General features: G+C 40.0%; 27 protein-coding genes. 13 read left to right on the plus strand and 14 right to left on the minus strand.

The window, feature by feature from the left end; genetic code table 11:
* Positions 1-2: 2 nt before the first annotated feature.
* From bamA to ubiE, 11 genes are all read right to left on the minus strand, one after another.
* Positions 3-2,561 carry an outer membrane protein assembly factor BamA gene (gene bamA, locus BUE31_RS08155; RefSeq protein WP_073402231.1) on the minus strand — a complete coding sequence of 853 codons (2,559 nt, stop codon included), beginning with the start codon at positions 2,559-2,561 and terminating at the stop codon, positions 3-5.
* Between the two features lie 63 nt (positions 2,562-2,624).
* Positions 2,625-3,365: an isoprenyl transferase gene (locus tag BUE31_RS08160; protein ID WP_073403073.1), complete on the minus strand. Its 741-nt coding sequence runs from the start codon at positions 3,363-3,365 to the stop codon at positions 2,625-2,627.
* Positions 3,366-3,722: 357 nt separating this feature from the next.
* Positions 3,723-4,238, minus strand: coding sequence for an ExbD/TolR family protein (locus tag BUE31_RS08165; RefSeq protein ID WP_073403075.1), 516 nt, complete (start codon positions 4,236-4,238; stop codon positions 3,723-3,725).
* A 246-nt stretch (positions 4,239-4,484) separates the two neighbouring features.
* A complete protein-coding gene (locus BUE31_RS08170) occupies positions 4,485-5,270 on the minus strand; it encodes a type IX secretion system protein PorG (protein ID WP_073402234.1) in 786 nt (261 codons plus the stop codon).
* A 9-nt stretch (positions 5,271-5,279) separates the two neighbouring features.
* Positions 5,280-6,161 (minus strand): NAD kinase, encoded by an 882-nt coding sequence (locus BUE31_RS08175; protein ID WP_073402237.1) that lies wholly within the window; start codon positions 6,159-6,161, stop codon positions 5,280-5,282.
* Positions 6,162-6,283: 122 nt separating this feature from the next.
* Positions 6,284-6,946, minus strand: coding sequence for a CBS domain-containing protein (locus BUE31_RS08180; RefSeq protein ID WP_073402239.1), 663 nt, complete (start codon positions 6,944-6,946; stop codon positions 6,284-6,286).
* A 4-nt stretch (positions 6,947-6,950) separates the two neighbouring features.
* Positions 6,951-7,715, minus strand: a complete 765-nt coding sequence (locus BUE31_RS08185) for an alpha/beta fold hydrolase (RefSeq protein ID WP_073402242.1) — start codon at positions 7,713-7,715, stop codon at positions 6,951-6,953.
* Positions 7,716-7,911: 196 nt separating this feature from the next.
* On the minus strand, positions 7,912-8,361 hold the full coding sequence (locus tag BUE31_RS08190) for a GatB/YqeY domain-containing protein (protein WP_073402245.1): 450 nt from the start codon (positions 8,359-8,361) through the stop codon (positions 7,912-7,914).
* 217 nt (positions 8,362-8,578) lie between these two features.
* Positions 8,579-9,337 carry an SDR family NAD(P)-dependent oxidoreductase gene (locus tag BUE31_RS08195; protein WP_073402248.1) on the minus strand — a complete coding sequence of 253 codons (759 nt, stop codon included), beginning with the start codon at positions 9,335-9,337 and terminating at the stop codon, positions 8,579-8,581.
* A 308-nt stretch (positions 9,338-9,645) separates the two neighbouring features.
* The gene (locus tag BUE31_RS08200; RefSeq protein WP_073402252.1) at positions 9,646-10,380 is read right to left on the minus strand and encodes a type IX secretion/gliding motility protein PorT/SprT; all 735 of its coding nucleotides are present in this window, start codon (positions 10,378-10,380) and stop codon (positions 9,646-9,648) included.
* Entirely contained in the window at positions 10,377-11,108 is a 732-nt protein-coding gene (gene ubiE / locus BUE31_RS08205) for a bifunctional demethylmenaquinone methyltransferase/2-methoxy-6-polyprenyl-1,4-benzoquinol methylase UbiE (protein WP_073402255.1), read from the minus strand. Before ubiE ends, BUE31_RS08200 begins: the two co-directional genes overlap by 4 nt.
* Before the next feature lie 1,012 nt (positions 11,109-12,120).
* Here ubiE and BUE31_RS08210 point away from each other — a divergent pair.
* Positions 12,121-13,491 (plus strand): Gfo/Idh/MocA family protein, encoded by a 1,371-nt coding sequence (locus tag BUE31_RS08210; protein WP_073402257.1) that lies wholly within the window; start codon positions 12,121-12,123, stop codon positions 13,489-13,491.
* A 58-nt stretch (positions 13,492-13,549) separates the two neighbouring features.
* Positions 13,550-14,272 (plus strand): 3-keto-disaccharide hydrolase, encoded by a 723-nt coding sequence (locus BUE31_RS08215; RefSeq protein WP_073402260.1) that lies wholly within the window; start codon positions 13,550-13,552, stop codon positions 14,270-14,272.
* Positions 14,273-14,428: 156 nt separating this feature from the next.
* On the opposite strand, the gene BUE31_RS08220 is transcribed toward BUE31_RS08215, so the two are convergent.
* A complete protein-coding gene (locus BUE31_RS08220) occupies positions 14,429-14,914 on the minus strand; it encodes a VOC family protein (protein ID WP_073402263.1) in 486 nt (161 codons plus the stop codon).
* A 148-nt stretch (positions 14,915-15,062) separates the two neighbouring features.
* Between BUE31_RS08220 and yihA the strand changes: the two genes are divergently transcribed.
* From yihA to BUE31_RS08245, 5 genes are all read left to right on the plus strand, one after another.
* Positions 15,063-15,680 carry a ribosome biogenesis GTP-binding protein YihA/YsxC gene (gene yihA, locus BUE31_RS08225; protein WP_073402266.1) on the plus strand — a complete coding sequence of 206 codons (618 nt, stop codon included), beginning with the start codon at positions 15,063-15,065 and terminating at the stop codon, positions 15,678-15,680.
* 14 nt (positions 15,681-15,694) lie between these two features.
* Positions 15,695-16,114 (plus strand): OsmC family protein, encoded by a 420-nt coding sequence (locus BUE31_RS08230; RefSeq protein ID WP_073402270.1) that lies wholly within the window; start codon positions 15,695-15,697, stop codon positions 16,112-16,114.
* A gap of 237 nt (positions 16,115-16,351) precedes the next feature.
* Entirely contained in the window at positions 16,352-16,870 is a 519-nt protein-coding gene (locus BUE31_RS08235) for a hypothetical protein (RefSeq protein WP_073402273.1), read from the plus strand.
* 229 nt (positions 16,871-17,099) lie between these two features.
* Positions 17,100-17,690 (plus strand): DUF4230 domain-containing protein, encoded by a 591-nt coding sequence (locus BUE31_RS08240; RefSeq protein ID WP_073402276.1) that lies wholly within the window; start codon positions 17,100-17,102, stop codon positions 17,688-17,690.
* A gap of 211 nt (positions 17,691-17,901) precedes the next feature.
* Positions 17,902-18,420, plus strand: a complete 519-nt coding sequence (locus tag BUE31_RS08245; RefSeq protein WP_073402279.1) for a hypothetical protein — start codon at positions 17,902-17,904, stop codon at positions 18,418-18,420.
* Positions 18,421-18,492: 72 nt separating this feature from the next.
* On the opposite strand, the gene BUE31_RS08250 is transcribed toward BUE31_RS08245, so the two are convergent.
* Positions 18,493-19,134 carry an START domain-containing protein gene (locus BUE31_RS08250; protein WP_073402282.1) on the minus strand — a complete coding sequence of 214 codons (642 nt, stop codon included), beginning with the start codon at positions 19,132-19,134 and terminating at the stop codon, positions 18,493-18,495.
* 163 nt (positions 19,135-19,297) lie between these two features.
* Here BUE31_RS08250 and BUE31_RS08255 point away from each other — a divergent pair, with 163 nt between their 5' ends.
* The 6 genes from BUE31_RS08255 to BUE31_RS08280 all read left to right on the plus strand — a co-directional run bounded on the left by BUE31_RS08255 (position 19,298) and on the right by BUE31_RS08280 (position 25,874).
* Positions 19,298-19,870, plus strand: coding sequence for a hypothetical protein (locus BUE31_RS08255; RefSeq protein WP_073402285.1), 573 nt, complete (start codon positions 19,298-19,300; stop codon positions 19,868-19,870).
* A gap of 101 nt (positions 19,871-19,971) precedes the next feature.
* Entirely contained in the window at positions 19,972-22,377 is a 2,406-nt protein-coding gene (gldG, locus tag BUE31_RS08260) for a gliding motility-associated ABC transporter substrate-binding protein GldG (RefSeq protein ID WP_073402288.1), read from the plus strand.
* Between the two features lie 33 nt (positions 22,378-22,410).
* Positions 22,411-23,535 (plus strand): DNA polymerase III subunit beta, encoded by a 1,125-nt coding sequence (gene dnaN / locus BUE31_RS08265; RefSeq protein ID WP_073402291.1) that lies wholly within the window; start codon positions 22,411-22,413, stop codon positions 23,533-23,535.
* Between the two features lie 149 nt (positions 23,536-23,684).
* Entirely contained in the window at positions 23,685-24,359 is a 675-nt protein-coding gene (locus BUE31_RS08270) for a DUF4397 domain-containing protein (protein WP_073402294.1), read from the plus strand.
* Between the two features lie 19 nt (positions 24,360-24,378).
* Positions 24,379-25,098, plus strand: a complete 720-nt coding sequence (locus tag BUE31_RS08275) for a DUF4397 domain-containing protein (RefSeq protein ID WP_159440646.1) — start codon at positions 24,379-24,381, stop codon at positions 25,096-25,098.
* Positions 25,099-25,220: 122 nt separating this feature from the next.
* Positions 25,221-25,874, plus strand: a complete 654-nt coding sequence (locus BUE31_RS08280) for a VTT domain-containing protein (RefSeq protein WP_073402298.1) — start codon at positions 25,221-25,223, stop codon at positions 25,872-25,874.
* Here the strand turns inward: BUE31_RS08280 and BUE31_RS08285 are convergent.
* The gene (locus BUE31_RS08285) at positions 25,855-26,595 is read right to left on the minus strand and encodes a TMEM175 family protein (RefSeq protein ID WP_073402301.1); all 741 of its coding nucleotides are present in this window, start codon (positions 26,593-26,595) and stop codon (positions 25,855-25,857) included. The genes BUE31_RS08280 and BUE31_RS08285 overlap by 20 nt on opposite strands.
* Positions 26,596-26,599 lie beyond the last annotated feature (4 nt).

Genomic DNA, 26,599 nt, shown 5'->3' on the forward strand with positions numbered 1-26,599 from the left:
AATTAATTAAATCCGCCGTTTAAGCTCTGAGAAATTGAGAAATGGAACTGGCCTCTGTTAGCATCCGGAATCCCCGGTATCTTATCAAATCCATATCCATAATCCAAACCAAGCAACCCAAAAATAGGTAAAAATATCCTGGCTCCAACTCCTACTGAACGTTTTACGTTGAAAGGGTCAAATTTATTAAAAGAATTCCAAACATTTCCACCTTCTGCAAATGCTAATAAAAATATAGTTGCCGATTGCCCCTGTATAACAGGATGACGAACTTCCATCGTGTATTTATTATAAATTGCACTACCCGGGTTGGTATCGGCAGTATAATGTGTTCCTTCAGGAATTATTGAGAAGTTTTGATAACCTCTTAAACCTATGATCTCACTACCCTGTAAAAACTGGTAGCTCTGCATACCATCACCACCCAATTTAAACCTTTCGAAAGGGGATGGACCAACTTCTGTGTTGTACTGCCCCAAAAAGCCAAATCTTACCTGCGACATCAATACCAGCTTGCCTGTTAGCCTTGTAAACCATTGTGCATCATATTTAAATTTATAATACTCAACAAAATGGTACCGCTGCTCCGGAGTGGCTATTTTATAATTGATATTGTTAAACAATGAATATGGCGGCGTAGCCTGTACAGTAAATTTAATGTTTGATCCTGATGTAGGATAAATTGGCTGATCAACTGAGTTTCGGCTTAACTCCTGGGTTAGCTTAATATTAAACGATGTTCCGTTTGAAAATAAATAACCCGTATAGTTATCCAAATTATAGTGGTCAAAGTTTAGCGAGTAGTTTAACTGGAAATAGTTATCAGGCCAGTTTAATTTTTTACCCAGGGTAACGCCAATACCATTTATACGCAATTTATTGTACAGCGGGTTAGTTGTTGCATAATACTGACCAGTTGAACTTAACTGGGTATAAGCCGATAATGCAAAATAGATTGGTTTTTTACCCCCAAGCCATGGCTCAGAAAACGTAAACGAAAAGTTTTGATAAGTACGCCCGCTTGATTGGCCTCTTAAGCTCAATTTCTGCCCGTCACCTTTTGGCAATGGCTTATAAGCTTTAAGGTGAAACAGGTTACGGAGCGAAAAGTTATTAAAGGTAAGCCCAAGCGTACCCACTAACTGGCCGCCACCAAAACCACCCGATAATTCAATCTGATCCGATGGTTTTTCAACCACATTGTACACAATATCAACTGTACCATCCTGGGGGTTAATATTGGTTGGCTTAGGTTCGGTCTTCTGCTCGTCAAAGTTACCTAACTGTCCAATTTCGCGCGTGCTTCGTATTAACAGCTCCTTATTAAACTTCTGTCCGGGTTTTGTTCTTATCTCACGCATAACCACTTTATCATTGGTTACATCGTTACCTTTTAAAATAACCCTGTTAATGGTGTACTGCGGTCCTTCATAAACACGCAGATCCATATCTACCGTATCGTTATATATTTTTGTTTGTACCGGGTCGGCAGAGTAAGTAAGGTAACCATCGTTCAGGTAAAATGAGGAGATATCATCATTATCCGGTGTGGGGCCGGTTAACCTTTTATTTAATTCCTCTTCGCTAAATATATCGCCCTTCTTTATTTTCAGGATCTTATTTAGTATATCGGCAGGATATTTTGCGTTACCAGACCATTTGATGTTACCAAAGTAATACTTGTGGCCTTCAAACACTTTTAATTTAACACCTACTGTATTAGGGCCTGTTTTAAAAATTGAATCACTTACAATTTCAGCATCTCTGTATCCCCTGCCCTGCATTTTTGTTACCAGGTTCAGTTTATCCTCATCATATTTATCTTGCTTGAATTTTTTCGAGCCAAAAATGTTATAGAACTTTCTTTTACGCGTTTTGCTCAGGTATTTTCTTAATTTCTTTTGCGAGAAATCTTTATTCCCTTCAAAGGTAACATCAGATATCATTACCTTTTTATGCTTATCAATTGCTACATCAAGGATCACGCTATTTGCATCACCCGGATCTTTCCGCTGCTTAATAGTTACCGTGGTATTTAAAAAACCTTTTTCATTAAAGTGTTTTTTAATGATAGCTGTAGATGTACTTATAAGGTTTGCGTTAACAATTTTATAGGTTTTGTCTGACAGCTTTTTCTGAACGTCGTCAATCTCGCCCTTGCGGATCCCGGTTAAGTGTAGGCGCGATAAACGCGGAAGCTCGGTAACAGCAATTTCAAGGTAAATAGTATCCAGTACTATTTTTGTGATATTTAACTGCACATCCTCAAACAAACCCTGCGAATACATGTTTTTAATTACGTTGGCATTCGCTTCGCCCGGCAGGTTTATATGGTCGCCCTTATTTAACTTTGATATGGTTAGCAATACATCTTTATCAAGCGATTTTGTACCGGTGATGGTAATACCCCCAATAATAAAATCTTTTGGTTCAAGATAACTTAAACTATCAGCAGGTAAAGTTGATTTTGGCAGCGAATATTTGGGCTGGCTCCCTGGGATTTGAGCCAGGGCAGCAGTACTTATCACAGTGAAAAGAATAGCAAAAAAGTATTTATTCATTCGAATATTTTAGTGGGCTAAAAATAATTTATACAGTTGTTAAAAAGTGTTAAAGTTAAAAATTTAGTTGACCTGCTCGCTTGTCATCCCAAAACGGCGTTCCCGTTTTTGATAATCAAGTATAGCTTCATACAGGTCTTCCTTGCGGAAATCAGGCCATAACTTTGTTGTAAAATACAATTCGGCATATGCAATTTGCCACAGCAGGTAGTTACTTATGCGATGTTCGCCGCTTGTTCTTATCAGCAGTTCGGGGTTGGGCATGCCATTGGTATATAAGTTATTTTCAAAAGTCTCCTCATCAATGTCCTCAATATTTAACTCACCACTTTGCACTTTAATAGCAATGCTTTTAGCTGCGCTTACAATTTCGCGGCGCGAACTGTAACTTAAAGCAAGCGTAAGCACAAGCCCGGTGTTAGCACTGGTTTGGTTAATTGCATTATTTAGTTCCCTGCGGGCCTTATCAGGCAGCATTTCTAAATCGCCAATTGCCTTTAAACGCACATTTTTTTCCATAAAGTTTCTTATTTCTTTATGAATGGTACTTACCATCAGTTCCATAATGGCCATAACTTCAAGCTTTGGCCGGTTCCAGTTTTCTGACGAAAAGGTATAAAGCGTTAGATATTTTAAATTAAGCAGCGTAGCTCCTTCAACCACATCCCTAACCGAAAGCACTCCATTATGATGGCCGAATATTCTCAATTTGCCTTTTTCTTTTGCCCAACGCCCGTTACCATCCATAATAATAGCTATGTGCTGCGGCAATTTTAACAAATCAATCTGATCCTTATATCCCATTATAACGTTTATTAAATGCCGTAACGTGGCTTTATAAAGCATCATTTATTAAAAAATGCCCTATAATATACGTTCCCGGTTAATAAATTATTAAAATCTAACCGGGTTTTGGCCCCATTCTCAACAACTTGTGCTGTTTTTTTCAGGGGACAAAGGTAAAAACTTAATTGTAGTTTTTTTATTATGAGGAAGGAAAAGAATTTTTGAGGAAGTTGATTGAGTGAGTGGTTGAATGAGTGAGTGGTTTTTCAGGCGTAAAATCATGAAAAATGTTGATTGAGCCGGTGATTGAATGAGCTGGTAATTATTTTTTCAACTCAATCAACCTAATCTAACTCAATCAACTTAATCAACCAATTAATAGATCCCCTTTTCCTTTAACATATTGATATCTTTTGCTGAGATGGTAGCAATAGCATAGGATGGTACTTTGGTAATATTTACTTCATCAAGCGCATCTACCAGGTTTTCATATACCGAATGTTCGGCTGGTTTAATTAATACCATCATTGTTTTACCTGTTGAAGCATACACCTGTTTGGTCATTTCAAGTATTGCGGTGCGGATCTGTGTGCCATAGCCGGTAAGTTTTGGTACTGTTAAAGGCTTATCGGCCATACCTAAATAATACACTGCCTGGTTTTTTGTGCCAAGACAAATGGTCATAGTGGTTTTGTCAGAAACAGCACCCGGGGGGCCACCAGCCGGCATAGCCACATCCATTTTACGCGGTTTCTGAAACGATGTGGTGAGCATAAAAAATGTGATCAGTAAAAATGCAAGATCAACCATTGCAGTCAGATCTACACGAACAGGCATTCTTTTCACGCGTTTGCCGCCTGATTTTCCGGAGGATTGTGCTAACTCAGCCATGATGTTAAAGATTAAGGTTAAATAATTGGTTACCAACGGCAAACAGATGCAGCTGATTTACAATACAACGCAGCTGATGAAAGTTTATTGCAACAATGATGCATTTAAATTAAGATTTATAAGATGTGCGGATTTTTCGGATAGCTGGCGATCTAAAATTTGAACCCCAGAAAAAATCAATACATTTTGAACTCAGGATCAATTTCAAAAGTCCTTCGGTAATCTTTTAAATCCAAGGAATCCTGGTTATTGAAAATAACACTTCTGCGTTACAAAAGTATAGGAAATGGTGATTTGAGAAAAGAAATAGGTATCGTGCGGCCGCAAGTCGCCCCTCTGTGTGCCCGCACTGCCAATATAAACGCCTGTTTTTTCGCCAGACCGATCACCCAGCGCCCTTGCTATTTTACCTTGTTTACTTTTAACGGCATAATTGCCGCTTACATCGTCCAGGTAATCAGTGTTCGTGTTGCGGTAACCTAATTCGGCGCCAAGGGTAAATTTACCCATAATATTATACTTAACGCCAGCACCGTATAAAGGGGAGATAGCATTCGAAGAATACCCGGTATGTTCCCCTTCGGTTCTGTATAATCTTAATGCATAGGTCTGCCCCTTGTATATTGTACTGGGGTAATACCTGGCTAAAGCAACGCCAAGAAAAATATAAGGTGTAAATTTATTTTTGCCGGCTTCTGGAATATAATGCATAAAATTAAACTCCCCTATAATACTTGCTTCATATATAGGAGTTGTGAAGCTTAAATTCCTTTTTCTGAATTGCTGATTGCTTGAATTACTATCTGCAGCGCTTATTTGTCCGAAAGCGCCATTTAACCTGGCCGATAAATAACCGTTAAAGTTTCTCTTTACAAATCCGCCAATGGAATAACCGCTAATTTTAATAGGATTATTGGGATTCAGATCGCCAATATAGCCTGCACCGCCTAAAGCACCGCCAATTTCCCAGGTTTGCGCCTTTAAATTAAATGATATAAAAACTAAAAATATAAATAGTACAAATTTAGGCATCCGGTAAATTTAGTAGTTTCGAACATCTAGTCCCCATAACAGTTTGTTTCTTAACGTTGATAAATAACTTTCATTATTTAAACGGATAAGGTTTAATCTGAAACCAGCCTTACTTACCTGGAAACGCATGGTTTTATCAATTATTGCCGTTCGCGAATCGCACGAGACAAGGTAATTGTTGCTGCGGCATTCAACATCAAAGGCCAGTATGCTGGTATCAGGTAATACTATGGGCCTTACATTTAAATTATGGGGGGCATTTGGCGTTAAAACAATACTGTTTGATTCAGGGAAAATAATAGGGCCACCACAGCTTAACGAGTACGCGGTTGACCCTGTTGAGGTAGATATAATGATCCCATCGCCCCAATAAGAATTTAAAAATTCCTGGTCTAAAAAAACGTGCGTGGTTATCATTGCCGCATCATCACGTTTATGGATGGTAATATCATTAAGGGCAAAGTTATCCCTTCCAAATATTTCCTGCTCCGAATCAATGCACAGCAATTCCCGGCTGTCTATCGAAAATTGTTTATTTACAACTGCATAAATAGCCGCATCAATGTCGTTTTTATTAATACTTGCCAAAAAGCCGAGCCGGCCAAAATTTATCCCGATAACAGGTATGCCCGAATCGCGGATCACGGTAACCATATCCAACAGGGTACCATCACCGCCAAGCGTTAAAAACAGGTCGACAAAATTTTTCAGCTGAGCAGTGTTATCCAGTACGCTATATTTTACAGTCTTAATATTTTCCTGCACAAAATCGTGAAGCTGCGGATGAACATAAATTTCAACACCATGTTGCACCAGGTTATCAAATACCTGCTGGATATAAGGCACCACCACCGGGTCATTAAATTGCCTGCCGTAAACTGCTATTCTCATTGGTTATTTGTCATTAGTCATTTGTCATTGGGTCATTTGGGCAGGTCAGCGGTATGGTCAAATGTGCTTATAAATTATCTAACATTTCAAAAATGACTAATGACCAATGCCTAATGACCAACCTACAAATTAAGGTAATTCATCAACGAATTATACCTGTCCCTTGAGTTGTCATTATCATCGGTATGATTAAACGTAGCTTTTATATCATACTCGTAACGCAAAAAGGTGGCTATTATAGTTGATATATCCTGCTTGTTTACCTTAAGGGTAACCTCCATTCGTGTTGAATCAGGAAAGGTGCGCACGTATGAGCTTAGGATCTGAGCGTTATCAGATTCTACAATTTGCGCCATGTGCGCCAGCGAATTGTTTTTATTGTTGATCTCCAGTACAATTATGCCGCCCGGCTGTTCAACAGATGTAAGCGCGGCAAAGTACTTGGTAAGTGAATTTATGGTAATAAGGCCCGAATAGTTCTTATTGGCATCAAGCACGGGCACTACAGTTAGTTGTCTTTCATTAAACAGGCGGATAACATCATAAATATGTTGTTCTTCCAGTACATAAGGGTTAACCAGCGAAAGCGCCAAAGCGCCTACAGGGGTTTGAAAATCACTTTCGCCCGCCAGGTCATTTTCTGATAGCAGGCCCAAAAACTGGTCTTCGTTTACAATTGGCAAATGGCGGATGCGAAATTCAACCATACGGTCAACTGCCTTCTGGATACTATCAGAAGTGTGTACCGGTGGTATTGCATCAGCTATCAGTTCAATTGCAAACATATATTTATTTTGATTTTATCTTATCTAAAAATACCTTTAAATACTTGTTAAACTCTTCAGGCTGCTCCATCATAGGCGCATGCCCGCATTTATCTATCCAGTGTAATTCCGAATCGGGCAATAGCTCATTAAACTCTATTGCAACCTCCGGAGGTGTAATTTTATCATCCCTGCCCCATATCAACGACACCGGGATCTTAATTTTGTACAGATCCTTATTCATGTTATGGCGGATAGCCGATTTAGCCATAGCCAGGATCCGGATTACGCTGTGCCTGTCGTTTATAATTCTATATACGTCATCAACCAGCTCTTTGGTTGCCGTTGCCGGGTCATAAAATGTATATTCAACCTTTTCCTTTACAAAATCATAACTTTCCCTTCTTGGGAACGATCCGCCAAAGGCATTTTCATACAAGCCTGAGCTACCGGTTAACACCAATGCCTTAACAAGTGTGGGATGCGCCAATACGTATATTAAACCAACATGACCACCCAGTGAATTGCCAAGCAAGGTTATATCTGTTAGCTTTTTATACTTTATAAACTTGTGTACGTACTTGGCCATACTTTTTACCCCGGTAGTTAACAGCGGCAAATCATATATAGGCAATATAGGTATAATTACCCGGTACTGCCCTCTAAACCCTTCTATTACCTTATCCCAGTTGCTTAATGCACCCATTAAACCATGTAACAGTAACAAAACCTCGCCTTCGCCCTCATCGATATAACTAAAACCATGTTCCTCTTTAAGCACGAAATCCATATAAATTTATAAAGTTTAAATTCCTAAAACGGCCATTAAATAAGGCCAATAAGTAACATTAAATATTTCCGCTATAAAAATAGCTTATTGATTGTTAGATGCAAGTTTTAATGTTTATTTAGTTGATTAAGTTTGATTAAGTTGATTGAGTTATTTAATATTAAAACTTAATCAACCACTCACTTAATCAACTTAATCAACCCAAAAGTTGTTTCACCACTTCCGATATAGTTCTTCCATCTGCCTGGCCGGCAAGCTCTTTGTTGGCAATGCCCATCACTTTTCCCATATCGCTTACTGAGGTTGCACCAACACGGCTTATTACTTCCTCCAGGTAACCTTCAATTTCAAAACGGGTCATTTGCGTTGGCAGGTACGGCTCAATCACTTTCATTTCTTCAATTTCTATCTGGTACAGATCATCGCGGTTTTGCGTTTTATAGATCTCGGCCGATTCCTTGCGCTGTTTAACCAATTTTTGCAGCACTTTAATTTCGGCTTCCTGGGTTAATTCTTCAGCGGCGCCTTTTTCGGTACGGGCCAAAAGCAAAGCAGATTTTATTGCCCGCAAACCCCTTAAACGGTCTGCCTGTTTAGCCAGCATAGCTTGTTTTATATCCTGGTCTATTTGATTTATTAGTGACATGTTTTTTCTATTTCGGATTTCGAATGTTCGATTTCGGATTTTTAATTACTGAATTATTTATTTGTTAGCCGAAAATCGGAAAAGTCCGAAAGTCCGGAAGATATTTATATTGATGTTTAGCTTTATGTTAACTCTTTGTACTATTTGCCTTTCTGACTTTTCTATCTTTCTGACTCTCCTGTCTTTCGGACTTTCGGTCTTTACTGACTTTCCCGACTCACGATCTAAAGATCGTGGTAGCATTTGCCTGCGCTGTTGCCATTACAATCATATCGTTAATATTAACATGTTTAGGGCGCGAAACCACAAACCATATTGTTTCGGCTATATCATCTGCAACAAGGGGTTCAAAGCCATCATAAACTTTCTTCGCCCGTTCTTTATCACCCTTAAACCGCACTTCCGAAAACTCTGTTTCAACTGCTCCCGGATGTATTGCCGTAACCTTTATGCCGTATGGCAGCAGGTCAATCCGCATCCCTTTATTTAAGGCATCAACAGCATATTTGCTTGCGCAATATACATTACCGTTAGCATAAACTTCTTTTCCAGCTATTGATCCTATATTAATAATGTGTCCCTGCTTGTTATCAATCATCCAGTTAGCTACTATTTTGCTTACATACAGCAAGCCTTTAACATTGGTATCAATCATGGTGTCCCAATCATCAAGGCTGCCATTTTGAATAGGATCAAGCCCCTGACTTAAGCCGGCACTATTAATAAGCACATCCACCTTTTTCCATTTGGCAGGCAGGGCTTCAAGGTTGTCTTTAACTTCATCCCTGTTCCTAACGTCAAACTGCGATACGGCAACTTCAACGTTATACTTGGTATTTAATTTTTTCGCCAAATTTTCCAACCTGTCAAGTCTTCTTCCTGTTAGTACCAGGTTATACTTTTCACGTGCGAATAAATGAGCACAGGCCTCTCCTATTCCCGAGGTTGCTCCTGTTATTAATGCAATTTTAGCCATATATAGGTAACTATTGCAGCGAAATTATGTTTTTGATTGGAATAAGTTGTCATTTATTGGCAATGAATTGGTAATTAAACCACATATGCAGCACATTGATGGCATTGCATTGGCGTTAATATCGCGCGCAGAATTTACTCACCCGGTCATTGCTTCGCTCGACCTGCCCTCTCTTCGCTACGCGTATAGAGGGCCGAAGAATTCTATTTTTTATTTTCCTCACCTCTTTCCACCGCAGGTGAAGAGAGGTCGACCAGCGAAGCGTCGTCGGGTGAGTAAACTATAAGCTATGCAATTCAGGAATGCCCTTACTCAAAATACAAACTAAACATAATAGTATGCAGCCCCAGCTTGCTGATAGGACTTGAATAGGGCTGATTTTCAGGCACCAGCACATTGCCCAATGAGTTGGAGATCTTTATTTCGGGCGAGAGCTTAAAAAATTCAAAATAAATGTCGCAGCCCAACCCGGCTTCGTACGATCCGAAGCCGCCTACGTTTTTAACCAGCTTATCAAGCGGATCAAGCCCGGCATCGGCATTCTTTTTTGATCCTATGGCCAGGGTATACTTTGCCCCGCCTAAAATGTATGCCCGCATGTTACCTATCCGGTCTGATTTCAATTTAAATTCTAACGGAAAATCTACTGAGGTGCTCTGGATCAGCTTGGTAACATTATTAGCAGGATTTGGGTAAGTATAACTAATAGATCGATCGGCAAACACCAGCGAAGGCGTTGCGCGCACTTCCAAATGATCGGTAAGGCTGTACCGCGTTATAAAACCAACCGCAAAGCCCGATGAGTTTTTTGAACCGATACTTTTTAATGAATCGGTTATGTACCTATTTACGCCCTGGTCAAAAAACGGAGCGCGCCAGTTGGGCTTTTTGTCAATTTTATAATAATTGCTAACGTATGAGAATGTGAAACCGAAGCTAAGGTCGGTTAAATCAGCCCCGCCACCCCACGCAGGTACCTGCGCTAATAAAGTATTACCGCTAAATAATAATAAAATTACAATGAGGTAACGATTTTTAATCATTTAATACCCGTATAAATTGAACAAATACCAAACGCTAAGGGCCTGTGTTTGGTATGTTTAAAGCCTACTTTATCCATAAGTGCAGTAAAAGTTTTTCCATCCGGAAATGCAGCTACTGATTCGGGCAAATAAGTGTAGGCCCTTGCATCTTTTGAAAATAATTTACCAATTCCGGGTGTAATATAGTTAAAATAGAAATTATACAGCTGTTTTATGGGGAATGCTTTAGGCTTTGAAAACTCAAGCACTACTGCTTTTCCGCCCGGCTTTAGTACGCGGTGAATATCGGCAAGCCCTGTTTCAAGGTTCTCGAAATTACGCACGCCATAGGCCACAGTAACGGCATCAAAGCCATCGGCATCAAAAGGCAGCTTTTCCGAATCGCCCAGTTTAATCTCAAACTTGTCGCCTAAATTGCGTTTATCTATTTTTTGCTGCGCGATGTCAAGCATCCCCTGCGAAATATCAACCCCGATAATTTTCTCAGGCTTTAATATGGTAAGGGCCTCAAAAGCAAAATCGCCGGTGCCGGTAGCAACATCAAGTATTAATTTAGGCTGATCTTTCTTCAATTCATTAATAGCCTTTTTACGCCAGATAATATCAATGCCCAACGACATAAAATGATTCAGAAAATCGTAGGTTTTTGAGATATTATTAAACATATCAGCAACCTGCTCTTTTTTTGTGCCCTGCTGATCGGCATACGGAGTTATAATTTTGCTCATTGGGTGGCAAAGATAATTATTATTGGCTGATTGGATTCACAGACTTGATTAAGTTAGATTGGCTTGACTATCCGGGGTAGAATGCATTAAATTAATTTAGCAACACTAACAACATTTAGCAACATTGGTAACACTTGTTGCTAGTGTTGCTATTTGTTGCTAATGCTACCATAAATAAATTAACCCTTTGTCATCCTGGAACGCAGTGAAGGATCTTATTCAATTGATAGGTAGCCAGCCTACCTGTCCTGCGTTGATGTCCCACGTAAAAGATCGCTCTACTCGGAATTAAAAAATACTTTTAAATACATTAATAAGCCAATATAAAAGGTATATATAAATACCTTATATATAGCTAATATTATACTACTGAACCTTAATTACCCCCTATACCCCTACCGTGTACCCACAAGTTTTTCATGATGTTGGTGCATTGTTGTAGGGAATAATATAGTATTTACAAAGGCTTGACCCATAGGGTCTACCCCTTTGTAGGAAAATAGAATAACAAATATATTGCCTCGTAGAGGCTACCCTTAGTCCGCGTTTACTTGTGCTGATTAATTTTATGGCGTAGAAGGGTAACCTCTACGAGGTAAAAATCGTGTTCGTGCATATTCTACAAAGGGGTAGACCCCATGGGTCAGTCAAATGGCTCCCTATCCTATTTATTAAGATGTGGGTACACGGTAGCCTATACCCGGGGAACAGTCAGCGTATAACCTTTGCCAACTAATAACATTTAGTAACACTAACAACAAGTGTTACCACTTGTTACCATTTGTTACCAATCCCCATTCAAATCCTGATTCAGACAACTAGCAACAATTAGCAACACTAACAACAAGTGTTGCTAATGTTGTTATTTGTTGCTAACGTTATCACTATACTTTTTACAATTATTTTCAATTATCCCATTAAAATTATACCTTTCACTTGTTGATGCAATCCCCTTCAATAAGCATCAGAACCGATTACCTTTTACTGACTAACAAACCCTGTTACTTGTACCATGAAAGAAAAAAATGAACCATCGCGCAGAAATTTCCTCAGAAAATTAGGCACTGCCACAGCTGCGGTAGCCATCGGCCAAAATGTATTTGCTGCTGATAAAAAGAACGAAGTTTTCGCCTATTTAAAACGGCAGGCCGGCATCAGCGCTAACGACCAGGTAAATATTGCCCTGATTGGCGCAGGCGGGCAAGGATCGGAAGATACCAACGTGGCCCTGAAGATTCCGGGAGTTAAGCTGGTTGCCGTATGCGATCTGTACGATGGTCGCCTGGCTGATGCTAAAAGCCGCTGGGGCAATGATATTTATACTACCAAAATTTATAAAGAGATTTTAAATCGCAAGGATATTGATGCCGTAATTATTGGTACGCCCGATCATTGGCACCAGCAGATCTCTATTGATGCCATGCATGCCGGCAAGCATGTGTATTGCGAAAAGCCAATGATCCATTCAATTACCGAAGGCCCGGCAATTATAAAAGCCCAGCAGGAAACAGGCAAGGTGTTCCAGGTGGGCAGCCAGGGCGTATCATCACTGGGTAACGAAAAGGCAAAAGAACTGCTGGCAAGCGGAGCAATTGGTCAGCTTAATTATGCCGAAGGTTTTTGGGCAAGGCGCGGCCCTGTTGAGGTATGGCAGTATCCTATTCCTGCTGATGCCTCGCCGCAAACTGTGGATTGGGATACCTATGTAAGCAATGTGCATAAACGCCCGTTTGATGAAAAGCGCTTTTTTAGATGGCGTAATTATACCGATTACGGTACAGGTATGGCAGGCGATCTGTTTGTTCACCTGTTCAGCAGCCTGCACTTTGTTACAGGTTCGCACGGGCCCGAAAAAATTTATGCATCAGGCGGTTTACGGTTCTGGAATGATGGCCGCGAAGTACCTGATGTTTTGCTGGGTACTTTTGACTATGGCAAAAACGCCGTTCATCCGGCATTTAACCTGTCGCTGCGCTGTAACTTTGTTGACGGCACCAGTGGCACTACTTACCTACGCCTGGTAGGCAGCGAAGGCGCGATGGATATTACCTGGGATAAGGTAGTGCTAAAACGGAACAAGGTAGTTGCTTCTGACGATCCCTTCTATCTTGAAAAACTAAGGCAGAGCGGCGACAGAAACCCCGAAAGAAAAAAAATGCTGCCACCCGAAGAAATTGTATTTGATGCCGATAAAGGTTACCTGGGTGGCCCTTACGACCATATGAATAACTTTATTACAGCCATCCGCAACAACGGCAAAGTAACCGAGGATGCCACATTTGGCTATCGTGCTGCTGCTCCTGCTTTGCTATGTAACGACAGCTATTTCCAAAACATCCCCATGCATTGGGATCCGGAAAAAATGTTAAAAAAGAACGTGTAGGGGCGTATCGCATACGCCCTCACCAGATAGTTAAAGTTATAACATCACAATAAACAACATGAAAAAACTAAGTATATTAATAATAGCCGCGGGCTTTATCGGTTCGCAGGCATTGGCAACGCCACCGCATAAACCGGCTAAATCAAATTCATCAGCCAAAATAAAAAAATGGACCAGCCTGTTTGATGGCAAAACCCTTAATGGCTGGCATGGTTTTAATAAAAAAGGAGAGGTAAAAAACTGGACGATTGTTGATGGTTCATTAGTTTGCCTCGGCGCTGCCCAGGGCGATACCGGCGGTGATATTATTACCGATAAGCAATACGCCAACTTTGAGCTCTCATGGGACTGGAAGATTGATAAGGGCAGTAACAGCGGTGTTATGTACCATGTGGTTGAGGCCCCCAAATACCATGCAACTTATGAAACCGGTCCCGAATACCAAATTATTGACGATTTGGGCTGGCCGGATAAGCTGGAAGAATGGCAAAAAACAGGTTGCGATTATGCCATGCACTTACCAAACAACTTAAAAAAAGTAATGCCTGTTGGCGAATGGAACACCAGCAAAATCATCTTTAAAAACGGCCATGTAGAGCACTGGCTAAATGGTAAAAAGATCCTGTCATTCCAGGCATGGGATGCCGACTGGACAAAGAAAAAAACCGAAGGAAAATGGAAAGACTATCCTGATTACGGCCTCGCCAAAACCGGCTTCATCGCCCTGCAAGATCACGGGCATAAAGCGTATTTTAAGAATATTTTTATAAAGCAGCTATAAACTAAGATTTATAGGATTAAAAGATTGCAGGATTTTTTTCAACGCGATAGGAATCCTGCAATCCTTTAATCATTTCCGCCTTTGTTGGTGTTGTCACCATAGGCGTAAACGCTTTTTTATTTCATAAATCCGAAATCGAACATTCGAAATCCGAAATCACTTCTCTCCCAGCAACCCTTCAATATCCAACCGCTTTGTAAACATAGTAAGCTCACCATTTTCATCAAGCGGCCAAAGCTCATGGGGCCTGTCCCAGTATAGTTCAACGCCGTTACCGTCCGGATCATCCAAATAAATAGCTTCTGATACACCGTGATCTGATGCACCGGTTATTGGGTATTTGGCATCTATAAGCCGTTGTAATATAGTTGCAAGGTCTTTCCGTTCAGGATACAAAATAGCAGTATGATATAGGCCTGGCGCATATTCAGGTGCTGGTGGAGCGCCTTTGCTGTGCCAGGTATTTAAGCCAATATGGTGATGATACCCGCCGGCCGATATAAATGCAGCCTGATCGCCGTACAGCATCATTTTTTCAAAACCAAGCAGGCCGCTATAAAAATCGAGTGATTTTTGAAGATCGCTTACCTTTAAATGCACATGGCCAATGCGGGTTTGTGCAGGTATTTTATATTCTTCCATTTCAATTACATGTTTAAACATCAAATTTACAGAATGTTCTGCTATTCTTTTGTTTGACGATTGTAAAATCAATATTTCTAAAGATAATTTATTCTTGTCTCAAATCTCAAATCTCGCTTCTCAAATCTAAAAAAGCTACCTTTGCCGTATGATCGTAAAATCAGCCGAATTTATTTGCAGTAACACCCAGATCTCTAAGCTGCCGCCGCCGGTAAAGGCGGAGTATGCTTTTATTGGGCGCTCGAACGTAGGTAAATCATCATTAATAAATATGCTGGCCGGCAAAAAAGGGTTGGCAAAAACCTCGCAAACACCAGGCAAAACACAGCTCATCAATCATTTTTTGATAAATGATAACTGGTATATAGTTGATTTACCCGGCTATGGCTATGCAAGAGCATCAAAAAGCAAAAAAGCCGACTGGAGTAAATTTATCCATACCTACCTGGATAAGCGTGAAAGCCTGCAATGTGTAATGGTATTGATTGACAGCCGCCTTGAGCCGCAGAAAATAGACATTGAATTTTGTAACTGGCTTGGTGAAAAGGGACTATCGTTTGTATTGGTATTTACCAAGGCCGATAAGCAATCATCCATAAAAACAGATCAGAATATTGCTAAGTTCCGCAAGGCTCTTTTAGCTACTTTTGAAGAAGTGCCGCAGCATTTTTTAACATCTGCCGAAACGCAGCTCGGCCATGATGAAGTTTTAGCCTTTATAAGCAAGATAAACCAGCAATTTACAATACCTGAAATAAACTTTTAACAAAAACCAAAACTATGAAACGTACAGCACATGCCCATTGGAACGGTACTTTAACCGAAGGTAAAGGAGAAATCACCACCCAAAGCACCACACTCAACAACACTCAGTATTCATTTAAAACCCGTTTCCAGGACGGGATTGGCACCAACCCCGAAGAACTGATTGCAGCTGCACATGCAGGCTGTTTCACCATGGCGGTAGGTGCGGCCTTAAGCCAGGCTGGTTTTACCCCAAACGATTTAAACACTGATGCAATTTTAGATCTTGACATGCAGGCCCTAAGTATTACCGGCATCCATCTTGAATTAAAAGGAACAGCAATTGATGGCGTAAGCGAAGAAAAATTTAAAGAAATTGCCGAAGGCGCAAAAGCAAACTGCATTATTTCAAAAGCATTAAACGTGCCTATTACTTTGAATATAATTTATGGATAGAGACTAGAGATCAGAGGTTAGAGATTAGTTGAGGATTTTTTTTCCTTTAATTCCTAACTAATCTCTAACCTCCAGTCTATGATCACTATAATCAACTTATTAAAAGAGCAGATATTATCTGCTCTTTTTTTGCATATATCACTGATATTAATGTTAAATAATTGTTATCAAATAATATTATTTTTATTAACTTTATATATTTGATAATATTATTAACCAATTTAAAACCTTAATTTCATGAAAAAAGTTCTATTAGCATTATTCATGCTGGGAGTAACAGCATGCAGTAGTTTTGCACAAACAGGCAAATCAGAGAGTGGTAAATTTAGTATTGGTGTTGATGCGGGCATACCTGTAGGTAATGGCAGCAATGTTTACAATTTTGCCATAGGTGGCTCTCTTAAGTATGATTTACCTATTGCTACCGCTACCTATTTCACCATATCCGCCGGTTATGAGTCCTTTATGGTAAAAAGCGCACTTAAAAATTCGGGGTTGGGATTTCCATCATCATCAGGCTTTATACCATTAAAAGCAGGCCTTAAATACTATTTTAACGGCGAAGGTTTTTTTGGTGAAGCCCAGTTAGGTGCGGCATTTTCAACCCAAAGCGGTGGAGGTACGGCTTTTGCTTATGCACCGGGCATTGGCTACACGTTTGATGGCGGCTTTGAAGCGGGCGTTCGTTATGAGGCATGGTCGCATAATGGCACTCTTAGCCAGGTTGCATTGCGCATAGCCTACTGCTTCCAGTAGTTTAAACAGTTGTAAGGGTTTAAGAAAACCTCATTTTCAACCTTTATAACACTACCGCGTAATTTTAATTATAAAAAGAGCAGCCTAACAACTGCTCTTTTTATTTGTATATATTAGGGGTAGAGATTAGTGGTAAGAGATTAGTTAAAGATTAATTTTTCTTTCAGACATACTTACCTTCGGTCTTAAACAACCAATCTCTGATCACTAACCTCTAATCTCTTCCACAATGGCAAATCGCTTTGGCAACCGGATCCTGTTTATCCTTATAAGCTCAATAGTTATAACCGGCTTTTTAGTTTTTTTATTCTTTTACATAAAGCACGAGTTTACGGCATCGCGTACCGAAATTACAGAAACCGGCATGGTGCAAAAAATAAGCAGCATGGGCAAGCTGGAACTGGTTAAGTACACCATGAAAGATATTGTTGAGCAAAAAGAGATCCACCCTATCTTGCCTGATAGCAAGGTCTTATTTTTAGCTGTTGGCGAGGTTACCGCCTGCATTGATCTCACAAAAGTTAAAAGATCGGATATTATTCAATCAGATAATTCGGTAACGGTTTTTCTGCCACAACCTGAGATCTGCTACTCAGCCATTGATCATCAAAGATCAAAGGTGTACGATATAAGCGGCACCTGGTTTCAGGACGATACCAAAAATATGGTTGAATCTGTTTATAAAATTGCAGAAAAAAAGATCCTGGATAACGCGAAAGAAATGGACGTAATAGGCACAGCAAGGCAAAACGCGCTGTTAATTTTCAAACCATTGCTGGAGAGCATTTCGGGCAAAGCAGTTGTTTTGAGTTTCAGATAGCTTATTAACAGCTTTTATTTTTGCCGTTCTAAAACCTTATCGTTACAACCCAACCACTTTTCATTGATGTTAAAGGATTTGAAAAAATAAACATTTCGACATTATTTGTCTATATGTTCTTATTTTTTTGTAACAACCTCCCGTGTTAATCCGTTCAAATGCAATTCAAACTTACTAGCTTGCACAGCTTAAACATTATCAACTTTAAAAAATGAAAAAAATCTTATTCTCATTGGCCATTTTAGGCTTAACTGTTATCTCAGCTTTAGCACAAACAACACCAACCAGCGGCAAATTTAGTGCAGGTTTTGAAGCAGGAGTTCTTTTTGGTTCAGTAACAGATATTTCTTCTACAGCATTGGGTGCGTCCTTAAAATATGATTACCCTATAGCTGCCGGAGTTTTCATTACAGGTTCGGCAGGGTATACAAATTTTATCTACAAAAGTGATTATAGGGATATACTAATGGCATTTGGCACAACAAGCTCAGGCGAGGGCTTTGTCCCGGTAAAATTAGGCCTTAAGTATTATGTTAGTGGTGGTTTTTATGGTGAGGGCCAGGGTGGTGTTGTATTTTCAACGGTAAGTGGCGGCGGCAGAGCTATTGCTTATGCGCCCGGCATTGGCTACACCTGGGATGACCATGTTGAAGCGGGCGTTCGTTATGAAGCATGGTCGAACAGCGGAACTATAAGCCAGGTTGCATTGCGCCTTGCATACAGATTGTAATTTAGCATTGAATCGTTCTGAAATATGTAAAAAGGGCCGGGGTAATTCCCGGCTTTTTTTGCAAACAAGTACCTAATCCTTAATAAACCCTAATTCTGCATTCTGATATGCGGGCTTTTTGAGCTGTAATAATAAACCCTGGAAGCTTTTCATAGGGCCTTCGGCGGCAAAAAGGTTAACAAGCCAGGCAGGGAGATTGCCGCCCGGATCAAGCTGTAATGTGTATACTACCTTTATCCGGTTATTTGCTATTGGTGTAATAATCCATAATCCTTTTGATGATTGTACCCGCACAATACCACCTTTTACCGGCACAAAACCGGGCACAGCCGGGCCATCAACGGTTACCACTTTAGTTTCAGGGTTTTGGTAAACCTTCAGGTGTGCTACAAAATCACGATTTTGGGCTGGCCACGGAATATTTATTTCGGAGTAATAATATAGTTCGGATGGGGAAACCTGTTTAATAAGCACGCATGATTTTGTATGGTAAAGCCATTCAGGGCAGCCTTTTACATCAAGCAATACCTTAACTATTTGCGATAAGGTTGCCTTTAGCTCACAATCAACTTTTATCGCCTTAAATTTTGAGTTGGCCACTGTACTGGTGTAAACTTTTATTCCGTTCTTCTCATTTTTAAGTTCCCAATCAGCTTGGGCAGCAACCTCTGTAATTTTAAAAAGAAGAAGCAATACGATGATAATTCTGTACATTAACAAATAGTTATATAAAAATCAAATTTAAATAACCATCTTGTTTGTATCGCAACAAAGATGCTTTATGACAATAAACAGGTAATTACCCGTGTAAAACATGTTTAAGTAAATAAATAGTCATTAATTTTTTTATGTTTATACCTTTACAAGCTGTTTAAATATGAAAAAAGCTTTACTTTCATTTATAGTCGTTATAATTTGTTCCTTAGGGGCATTTGCGCAGGTAACCATGAGCCCTCACATTAGTATAGGTGGCGAGTATGGTTTAACAACGGGCAATCTTTCCAATTACTATGGTTCTGTTGTTGGGGGTTCTGTTAAAGTTGAGGTGCCGGTAAGCTCTCCTAAATTTAACATTACAGGTACATTAGGTTTTACCAGCTACTTAGTTCGCCTGGATTATAACGGCCCGCTGAATTTAAAGCCCGATCAATTTTTACCGTTGGAATTGGGGGTCAAATACTATTTCTCAAAAATAGCCTATGTTGAAGGCGATGCGGGTGTATCATTCAACCTGCAGGACAATTTTACCGGATCATCAAACGCATTCATATACTCCCCTGTTATAGGGTTTTCTGCACCTACAAATAATCACAAAGGCACCATTGACCTGGGCTTAAGATATGAAAGCCGTGTGCAAAGCAACGCTAATATTAACCAGGTAGCCCTGCGCCTGGCGTATCGTTTCGGGCCAACATTTCCGGCCGAAAAAAAGAAAAAAGAGGCGAAATAAATCCGGGTATTTGATTCTGTTAGCAAACAATAAAACTACATTTAACCGTTTTGCTTTAACACATTATTGTGTAATTTCGGCATTCATCACTGAACATAAAAGTGCTTAGCATCCTCAAAAAAGAAATAACTTCTTACCTCAGTTCCCTGGTAGCTTATGTTACTATTGGTGTGTTTTTATTAGTATTAGGTTTGTTTTTATGGGTATTCCCTGAGTCGAGTATTTTAGACTATGGCTACGCCACGCTTGATAGCCTTTTTGGCACCGCCCCTTACCTGTTTATGTTCCTTATCCCCGCAATAACCATGCGGTCGCTGGCCGAAGAACGTAAGGAAGGAACTTTTGAGCTGCTCCTTACCCGCCCATTGGCCGACTGGCAAATTGTTTTAGGCAAATACTTTGCCTGCCTGTTGCTGGTATTGTTTGCCTTAATACCTACCCTGGTTTACTACTACTCGGTTTACCAACTGGGCACCCCGCAAGGCAATATTGATATCGGCGGAGTAATTGGTTCATATATCGGTTTGTTTTTATTAGGGGCAAGCTTTGCTGCCATTGGTTTATTCGCATCGTCAGTAAGTAAAAACCAGATCATTGCTTTTACCATAGCCGTATTTCTTTGTTTCTTTTTTTATAGTGGATTTGATTCCCTTAGCCAGCTGCTATCCTTGCAAAGCCTCAGCCTGCAGGATTTAGGCATAACCGAGCATTACCAATCTGTAAGCCGGGGCGTTTTGGATACCCGCGATTTGGCATATTTCATTATCCTAACTGGTTTGTTTATATCATTAACCCTTTTTGTATTAAACAGGCAAAGGCAAAAACCACTGAAAGACAAGATCCTGATCGCCTCATTGGTTTCACTGATAGCTTTAGGCATCTTATCAAACCTAACATTTACCCGTTTTGATTTTACAAAAGAAAAACGCTTCACCATATCGCCGGTAACCCGGGATATTATGAAGAAATTAAAAGGTCCGGTTAAGGTTAAAGTTTATTTACAAGGCAATAATTTCCCTTCAGATTTGAAAAGACTACAACGGGCAACGCGCGATATGCTTATTGATCTGCGGGCGTATAGTAATGACCGTGTGCAATTTGAGTTTATTGATCCGATAGCATCAATAAAGGGCCTGGCAGACGATGAACAGAAAAAAGCTTATGACTCATTGGAAGCCAAAGGTATAGTTGGCGAAAACCGTGCTACTAAAACAGATAACGGGGTAGCACAATTACTAATATTTCCCGAAGCCCTTGTACAATTCGGGGGCAGGGAAATTGCTGTTAATTTATTGCAGACCCGCATAATGCTTTCTGATGAGGAAGTGGCAAACAACTCCATCCAAAACCTTGAATATGCTTTTTCATCGGCCATAAAAAAAGTTACCAGCGGCGGCAAACCTATAATCGGCTTTACCGAAGGCCATAATGAGCTTTCAGATGTGCAGTTGAATGATGCCATGAAATCATTATCTGACGGGTATAATGTTGGCAGGATTAATCTTCAAACCATTCCGCTCAGTATTTTACTAAAAATGAGGTTGCTGGTGATCCCAAAGCCTGACACAAAATTTAGCGAGGTTGAAAAATTTAAGATAGACCAGTATGTAATGCGCGGCGGAAGGGTGCTGTGGGCTATTGACCAGGTAAGCGCCGATCTTGATAGCCTTAAAGGGCATGGCGGCGAACAGATGTCGTTCCCAAAACAGCTTGACCTTGACGATCAACTGTTTACTTACGGCGTGCGTATAAATTATGACCTGATTGCCGATATGAGCTGTGCGCAGATCCCGGTTACCACAGGCAATGTAGGTGGCCAGGCCCAGATCCAGTTGCTGCCGTGGCTGTACTACCCGTTGTTTATTACCGATTCACAAAACCCGATAGTAAGAAACCTTGATGCAATCAGGAGCGAGTTTGCAAGCACCATTGATACCATAGCCATAAAAAACGTTAAAAAAACTATCCTGCTTACTTCATCCCCCTATAATAAACAATTAAACGCTCCACACATATTATCCCTGCAGGCCCTTGAGCAGGAACCCACCCCTAAAGATTTTCAGAGCACCCCAAAAAACGTAGCTGTATTGCTTGAAGGCGAATTTAAATCTGATTTTCAAAACCGGCCGCTACCCGAAGGTTTGAATGAAAATGTACCGATACTGCCTAAAAGCGTGCCTACAAAAATGATAGTAATAAGCGATGGCGATGTATTTAAAAGCCAGCTGGGTGCTGATGGCTCGCCTTACCCGTTGGGATACGATCATTATATGCAACGAAATTTTGGCAATAAAAATCTTTTGCTGAATATTGCTGATTATATGACCGATGACTCAGGGTTGATAGCCTTGCGTACTAAAGAAATCCAGATCCGCCTGCTTAGCCGCGCCCGTATAAGGAGCGAAAAGCTATACTGGCAAGTTATTAATAATGCTTTGCCCTTGGGTTTGTTGGTAATATTTGCTATTTTTCAACATTATGTGCGCAAAAGAAAGTATGCACATTAAATTTTTTACTTTTGATAGATTAATTCCAATCATATGAGATTTATTGTTTCTACATCAACATTACTCAAGCAACTACAGGCGGTAAGCGGGGCCTTGAGCAATAGCACTGTATTGCCCATACTTGAAAACTTTTTGTTCGAGATAAAAGATGGAAACTTAACTATTTCGGCTACCGATCTGCAAACCAGCATGACCACTTCATTAACGGTTGAAGCTAAAGAGAACGGACGGATTGCTATACCATCGCGCATTTTGCTGGAAACCTTAAAGTCACTGCCGGAGCAACCTGTAAATTTCTCAGTTGATGATAATACTTTTGCTATTGAAATAAACGCCGGCGACGGGAAATATAAACTAAACGGCGAAAATGGCGAAGACTTCCCTAAAATTCCGGTTGTTGAAAACGCATCATCAGTAAACCTGCCTGCATCTGTTTTAGCCGAAGCAATAAACAAAACAATTTTTGCGGTAAGTAATGATGAGTTGCGCCCCGCTATGACGGGTGTTTACTGCCAGCTATCAACCCAGCACTTAACTTTTGTAGCTACAGATGCACACAAGCTGGTACGTTACCGCCGCAAGGATGCAAAAGCAGCAAGCACTACCTCTTTTATATTACCTAAAAAAGCATTAACGCTTTTAAAATCGTCATTACCATCTGATGATGTAAATGTTGCGGTTGAATATAACAGCACCAGCGCCTTCTTTAAGTTTGGTAATATTAACCTGGTTTGCCGTTTAATTGATGAGCGCTATCCTGATTACGAAGCGGTTATTCCTTTAAACAATCCTAATAAATTAAGCATCGACCGCCAGTCGTTTTTAGGTTCATTGAGCCGTGTTGCCATTTATGCAAATAAAACCACCCACCAGGTAAGGCTTAAAATAAACGGCAGCGAGCTTAATATCTCATCAGAAGATATTGATTTTGCAAATGAGGCTCATGAGCGTTTAAGCTGTCAGTATGAGGGCGAGGATATGGAAATTGGTTTTAACGCCCGTTTTTTAATTGAAATGCTTAAAAACTTAAGCTGTGAAGAAGTTACCCTCGAAATGTCGACCCCTAACCGTGCTGGTATTTTACTACCACAGGGCGGCGATGAGAACGAGGATGTACTAATGCTGGTTATGCCGGTAATGCTTAACAGCTATGCATAATGCTTTTAAGCATTATTTTAACGTGAATTTATTTTATTCTTGAATATTTTAAATTATAAATCCAAATTGGAGTCCGGTGTAAAAACCGGACTTTTTTATTCGCCCTTATAACAAAACTTATTATAAGCAGTTATAATAGCATTTACACTATGAATACCAGGTTTACCATTTTACTTTTTATTGCTGCTTTAGCCGGATTAGTATCCTGCAAAAACAACGATAACGTTTTCCCTAAAACGGTATCTACAGGTTTGAATATTATCAACGCTTCCAGCGATGCATTAAATTTTTATATCAACGGAACCCGGCAAAATAATTTCACACTAACCAGCGGCGGGCAGTCTTTTTATTTACCAGTACCTGCCGGGGCACAAAACTACCAGTTTAAAAAAAACGGGAGCGTTGATGTTTTGTTTAGTGTGCCATTAACGTTAAAAGATAGCGTAAACAATTCTCTTTATATTACAGAAGCAACTACAACCCGTTCATTTAACACGGTTGATATTTTAGATACAACAGGCATCTCCTCAAAGCCTAAGGCAAAAATCAGGTTTGTAAATGCCTCGCCTGATGCCGGTGACTTAAATGTTACTGTTGGCAATAATGTTAGCTTTGCTGCAATTGCTTTTACACAAACAGCTGCATTTACATTAATTGATACCGGCCTTATGGTAATGAAGATTAAAAGAGTGGGCTCGGACGTTGTTAGCGTTGATACAAGCATGACACTGGCAGCAGGACACATGTATACCCTATTTTCAAAAGGATTGTTAACTGGTAAAGGAAATGCAAGGTTCAATTTGGGACTTGCGCTTAATTTTTAATACAACAGGTTATTTACATATGATTGTTAAAAACAAATGGAAAATATCAGGCTTGCTGCTTTTATGCGCTGCCGGGCTGTGGTTTTCATCACTCCTGTCTTCGTGCGGCAAAGCATCAATCTCTAACCCTAAAGGGCTAAACATTAAATACGAGGTACTAAATTTAAGCCCGGATGTTTTTCCTGTTAATCTGTATATAAAGTTCCTTGTAGTAAACAACAGCCCGTTTACCTTTTCTGTTAACCCGGGATATTTTTTTGTAACCGCGCTTGATACACCATACCTTATCAGGACTGCAGTAACATCAGGTGGACCTGTATTAATTTCAAGGCATGATATTTTAAAATCGGGGGCAGCTTACAGCCTGTTTATTACCGGTAATGTTGCAAACAATTCACTTACCTCAATTTTCACAGTTGATACTGCCAGCTTGCCGGCATTGGGGCGCGGTAAAATACGCTTTGTTAACGCGTCGCCAACAGGGGTAAGTGGTATTGATGTTTACGCAAACGGAACAAAGGCTTTTGGCAACATTGTGTACCCTAAATTTTCAGACTATATGGAGTTACCTAACGGGTATTATGATTTTCAGCTAAACACTTCTGGTTCAGGGGCCATATTACAAACACTTAAAAATGTACAGATCCAGGATGGCAGGTTATACACCTTATATTCTTATGGTTATACCAACCGTACCGATTCTGCAGCATTTAACGCCGCACTTATAACGAACAGATAAAAAGTTGATTAAGTAAGTGGTTGATTAGGTTAGATTAAGTTGTTACTTTTTAAATTAACTTAATCAACTCAATCCAACTAAATTAACTAAATTTTCCTAAATTCGCCCCAAATTACAAAGCATTGGAAATAGTTAAAGGCCTGATTGATTTTATATTACATATTGATAAGCACCTGGCTGATATAATAAGCCAGTACCATGCTTTAACCTACCTGATATTATTTGCCATAATTTTTGCCGAAACAGGCTTTGTGGTTACCCCTTTTTTACCCGGCGACTCATTACTATTTGCCGCTGGTGCGCTAATTGCCGGTGGTGCCACAGGTTTAAATGTTTTTTTATTAGGCCTTATATTGATAGTTGCCGCCTTTACCGGCAATACCATTAATTACTTGCTGGGCAATTACTTAGGCCCCAGGGTATTTAAAGAAAAAAATAAGATATTAAAACTCGAATATTATCTGCAAACCAAAGCTTTTTTTGATAAGCATGGCGGTAAGGCAGTAATATTTAGTCGTTTTATGCCCATTATCCGTACCATTGCTCCCTTTGTGGCTGGTGTTGGCAAAATGCCATTTTTACGCTACAGTCTATATAACATTATAGGTGGTGCGGCATGGATCATTGTTTTTCTTTTTGCAGGATATGAGCTTGGAACTATTCCGTTTTTTAAGGCACACTTCGCAATGATAGGCGTTGCAATTATTTTAATTTCAATTATCCCGCCAATTTATGCAGCCATAAAAAGCAGCAGAACTAAGAAGGTTCCTCAATAATTTCCCCAAATCGCTTACGTGCCCTTTTCCCCCGGATAGCAAACAATATGCTGTAAAGGAACGGTATTAGCATATAAATAAAGCCCGACGAGCCTTTATATTCTACAGGCGAAAGCAACACAACCACAATCCCGGCAATGCCGAGGGCAGCATTAAATACATTCGCCATGATAAAGGTATCGGTTTCAAAAAGCTCCACCGCTGATAATTTTATTTCTTTGGCGTTTTTCTTGGCGTGCAGGTACATCAGCAAAAATAAAATATAAATGACTGCATAGCCTGAATGGTATACATACATTAAAGTGGATTGCTGCTGTTGAGTTATCATGTTTACCAGGCGCCCATGATCATTATAAATGCCATTTGAAAATAAGGCCATAAATAAAAACTTGAGCGGATACACATACATCAGCACAACAAAAAGCAACATGGCGTTTAAAAAGGTAACGTATGCATTATTTAAGCCATATCTTCTAAAGTAAATATTCTGGCTGTTCCATATTATGAAAAGGATGCCAAAGCAGCATGCAAAGCTAAAAAAGCCCTTAAACACTTCAAAAAGCTCGTCAAACGTGCGCGGCACCTCAAGTGATACCATTATGAGCGTTATAGCGAAAGCAAAAACAGCATCACTAAAAGTTTCAAGCCTTGAAGGCTCATGGCTGCGCCATTGAAAAACCGATGCCTTTCTTTTACTTAGCGCTGCTATTTTTTTCCTCATTATG

Source organism: Mucilaginibacter sp. OK098 (assembly GCF_900142915.1).
In the GTDB taxonomy this organism is placed as follows: Bacteria; Bacteroidota; Bacteroidia; order Sphingobacteriales; family Sphingobacteriaceae; genus Mucilaginibacter.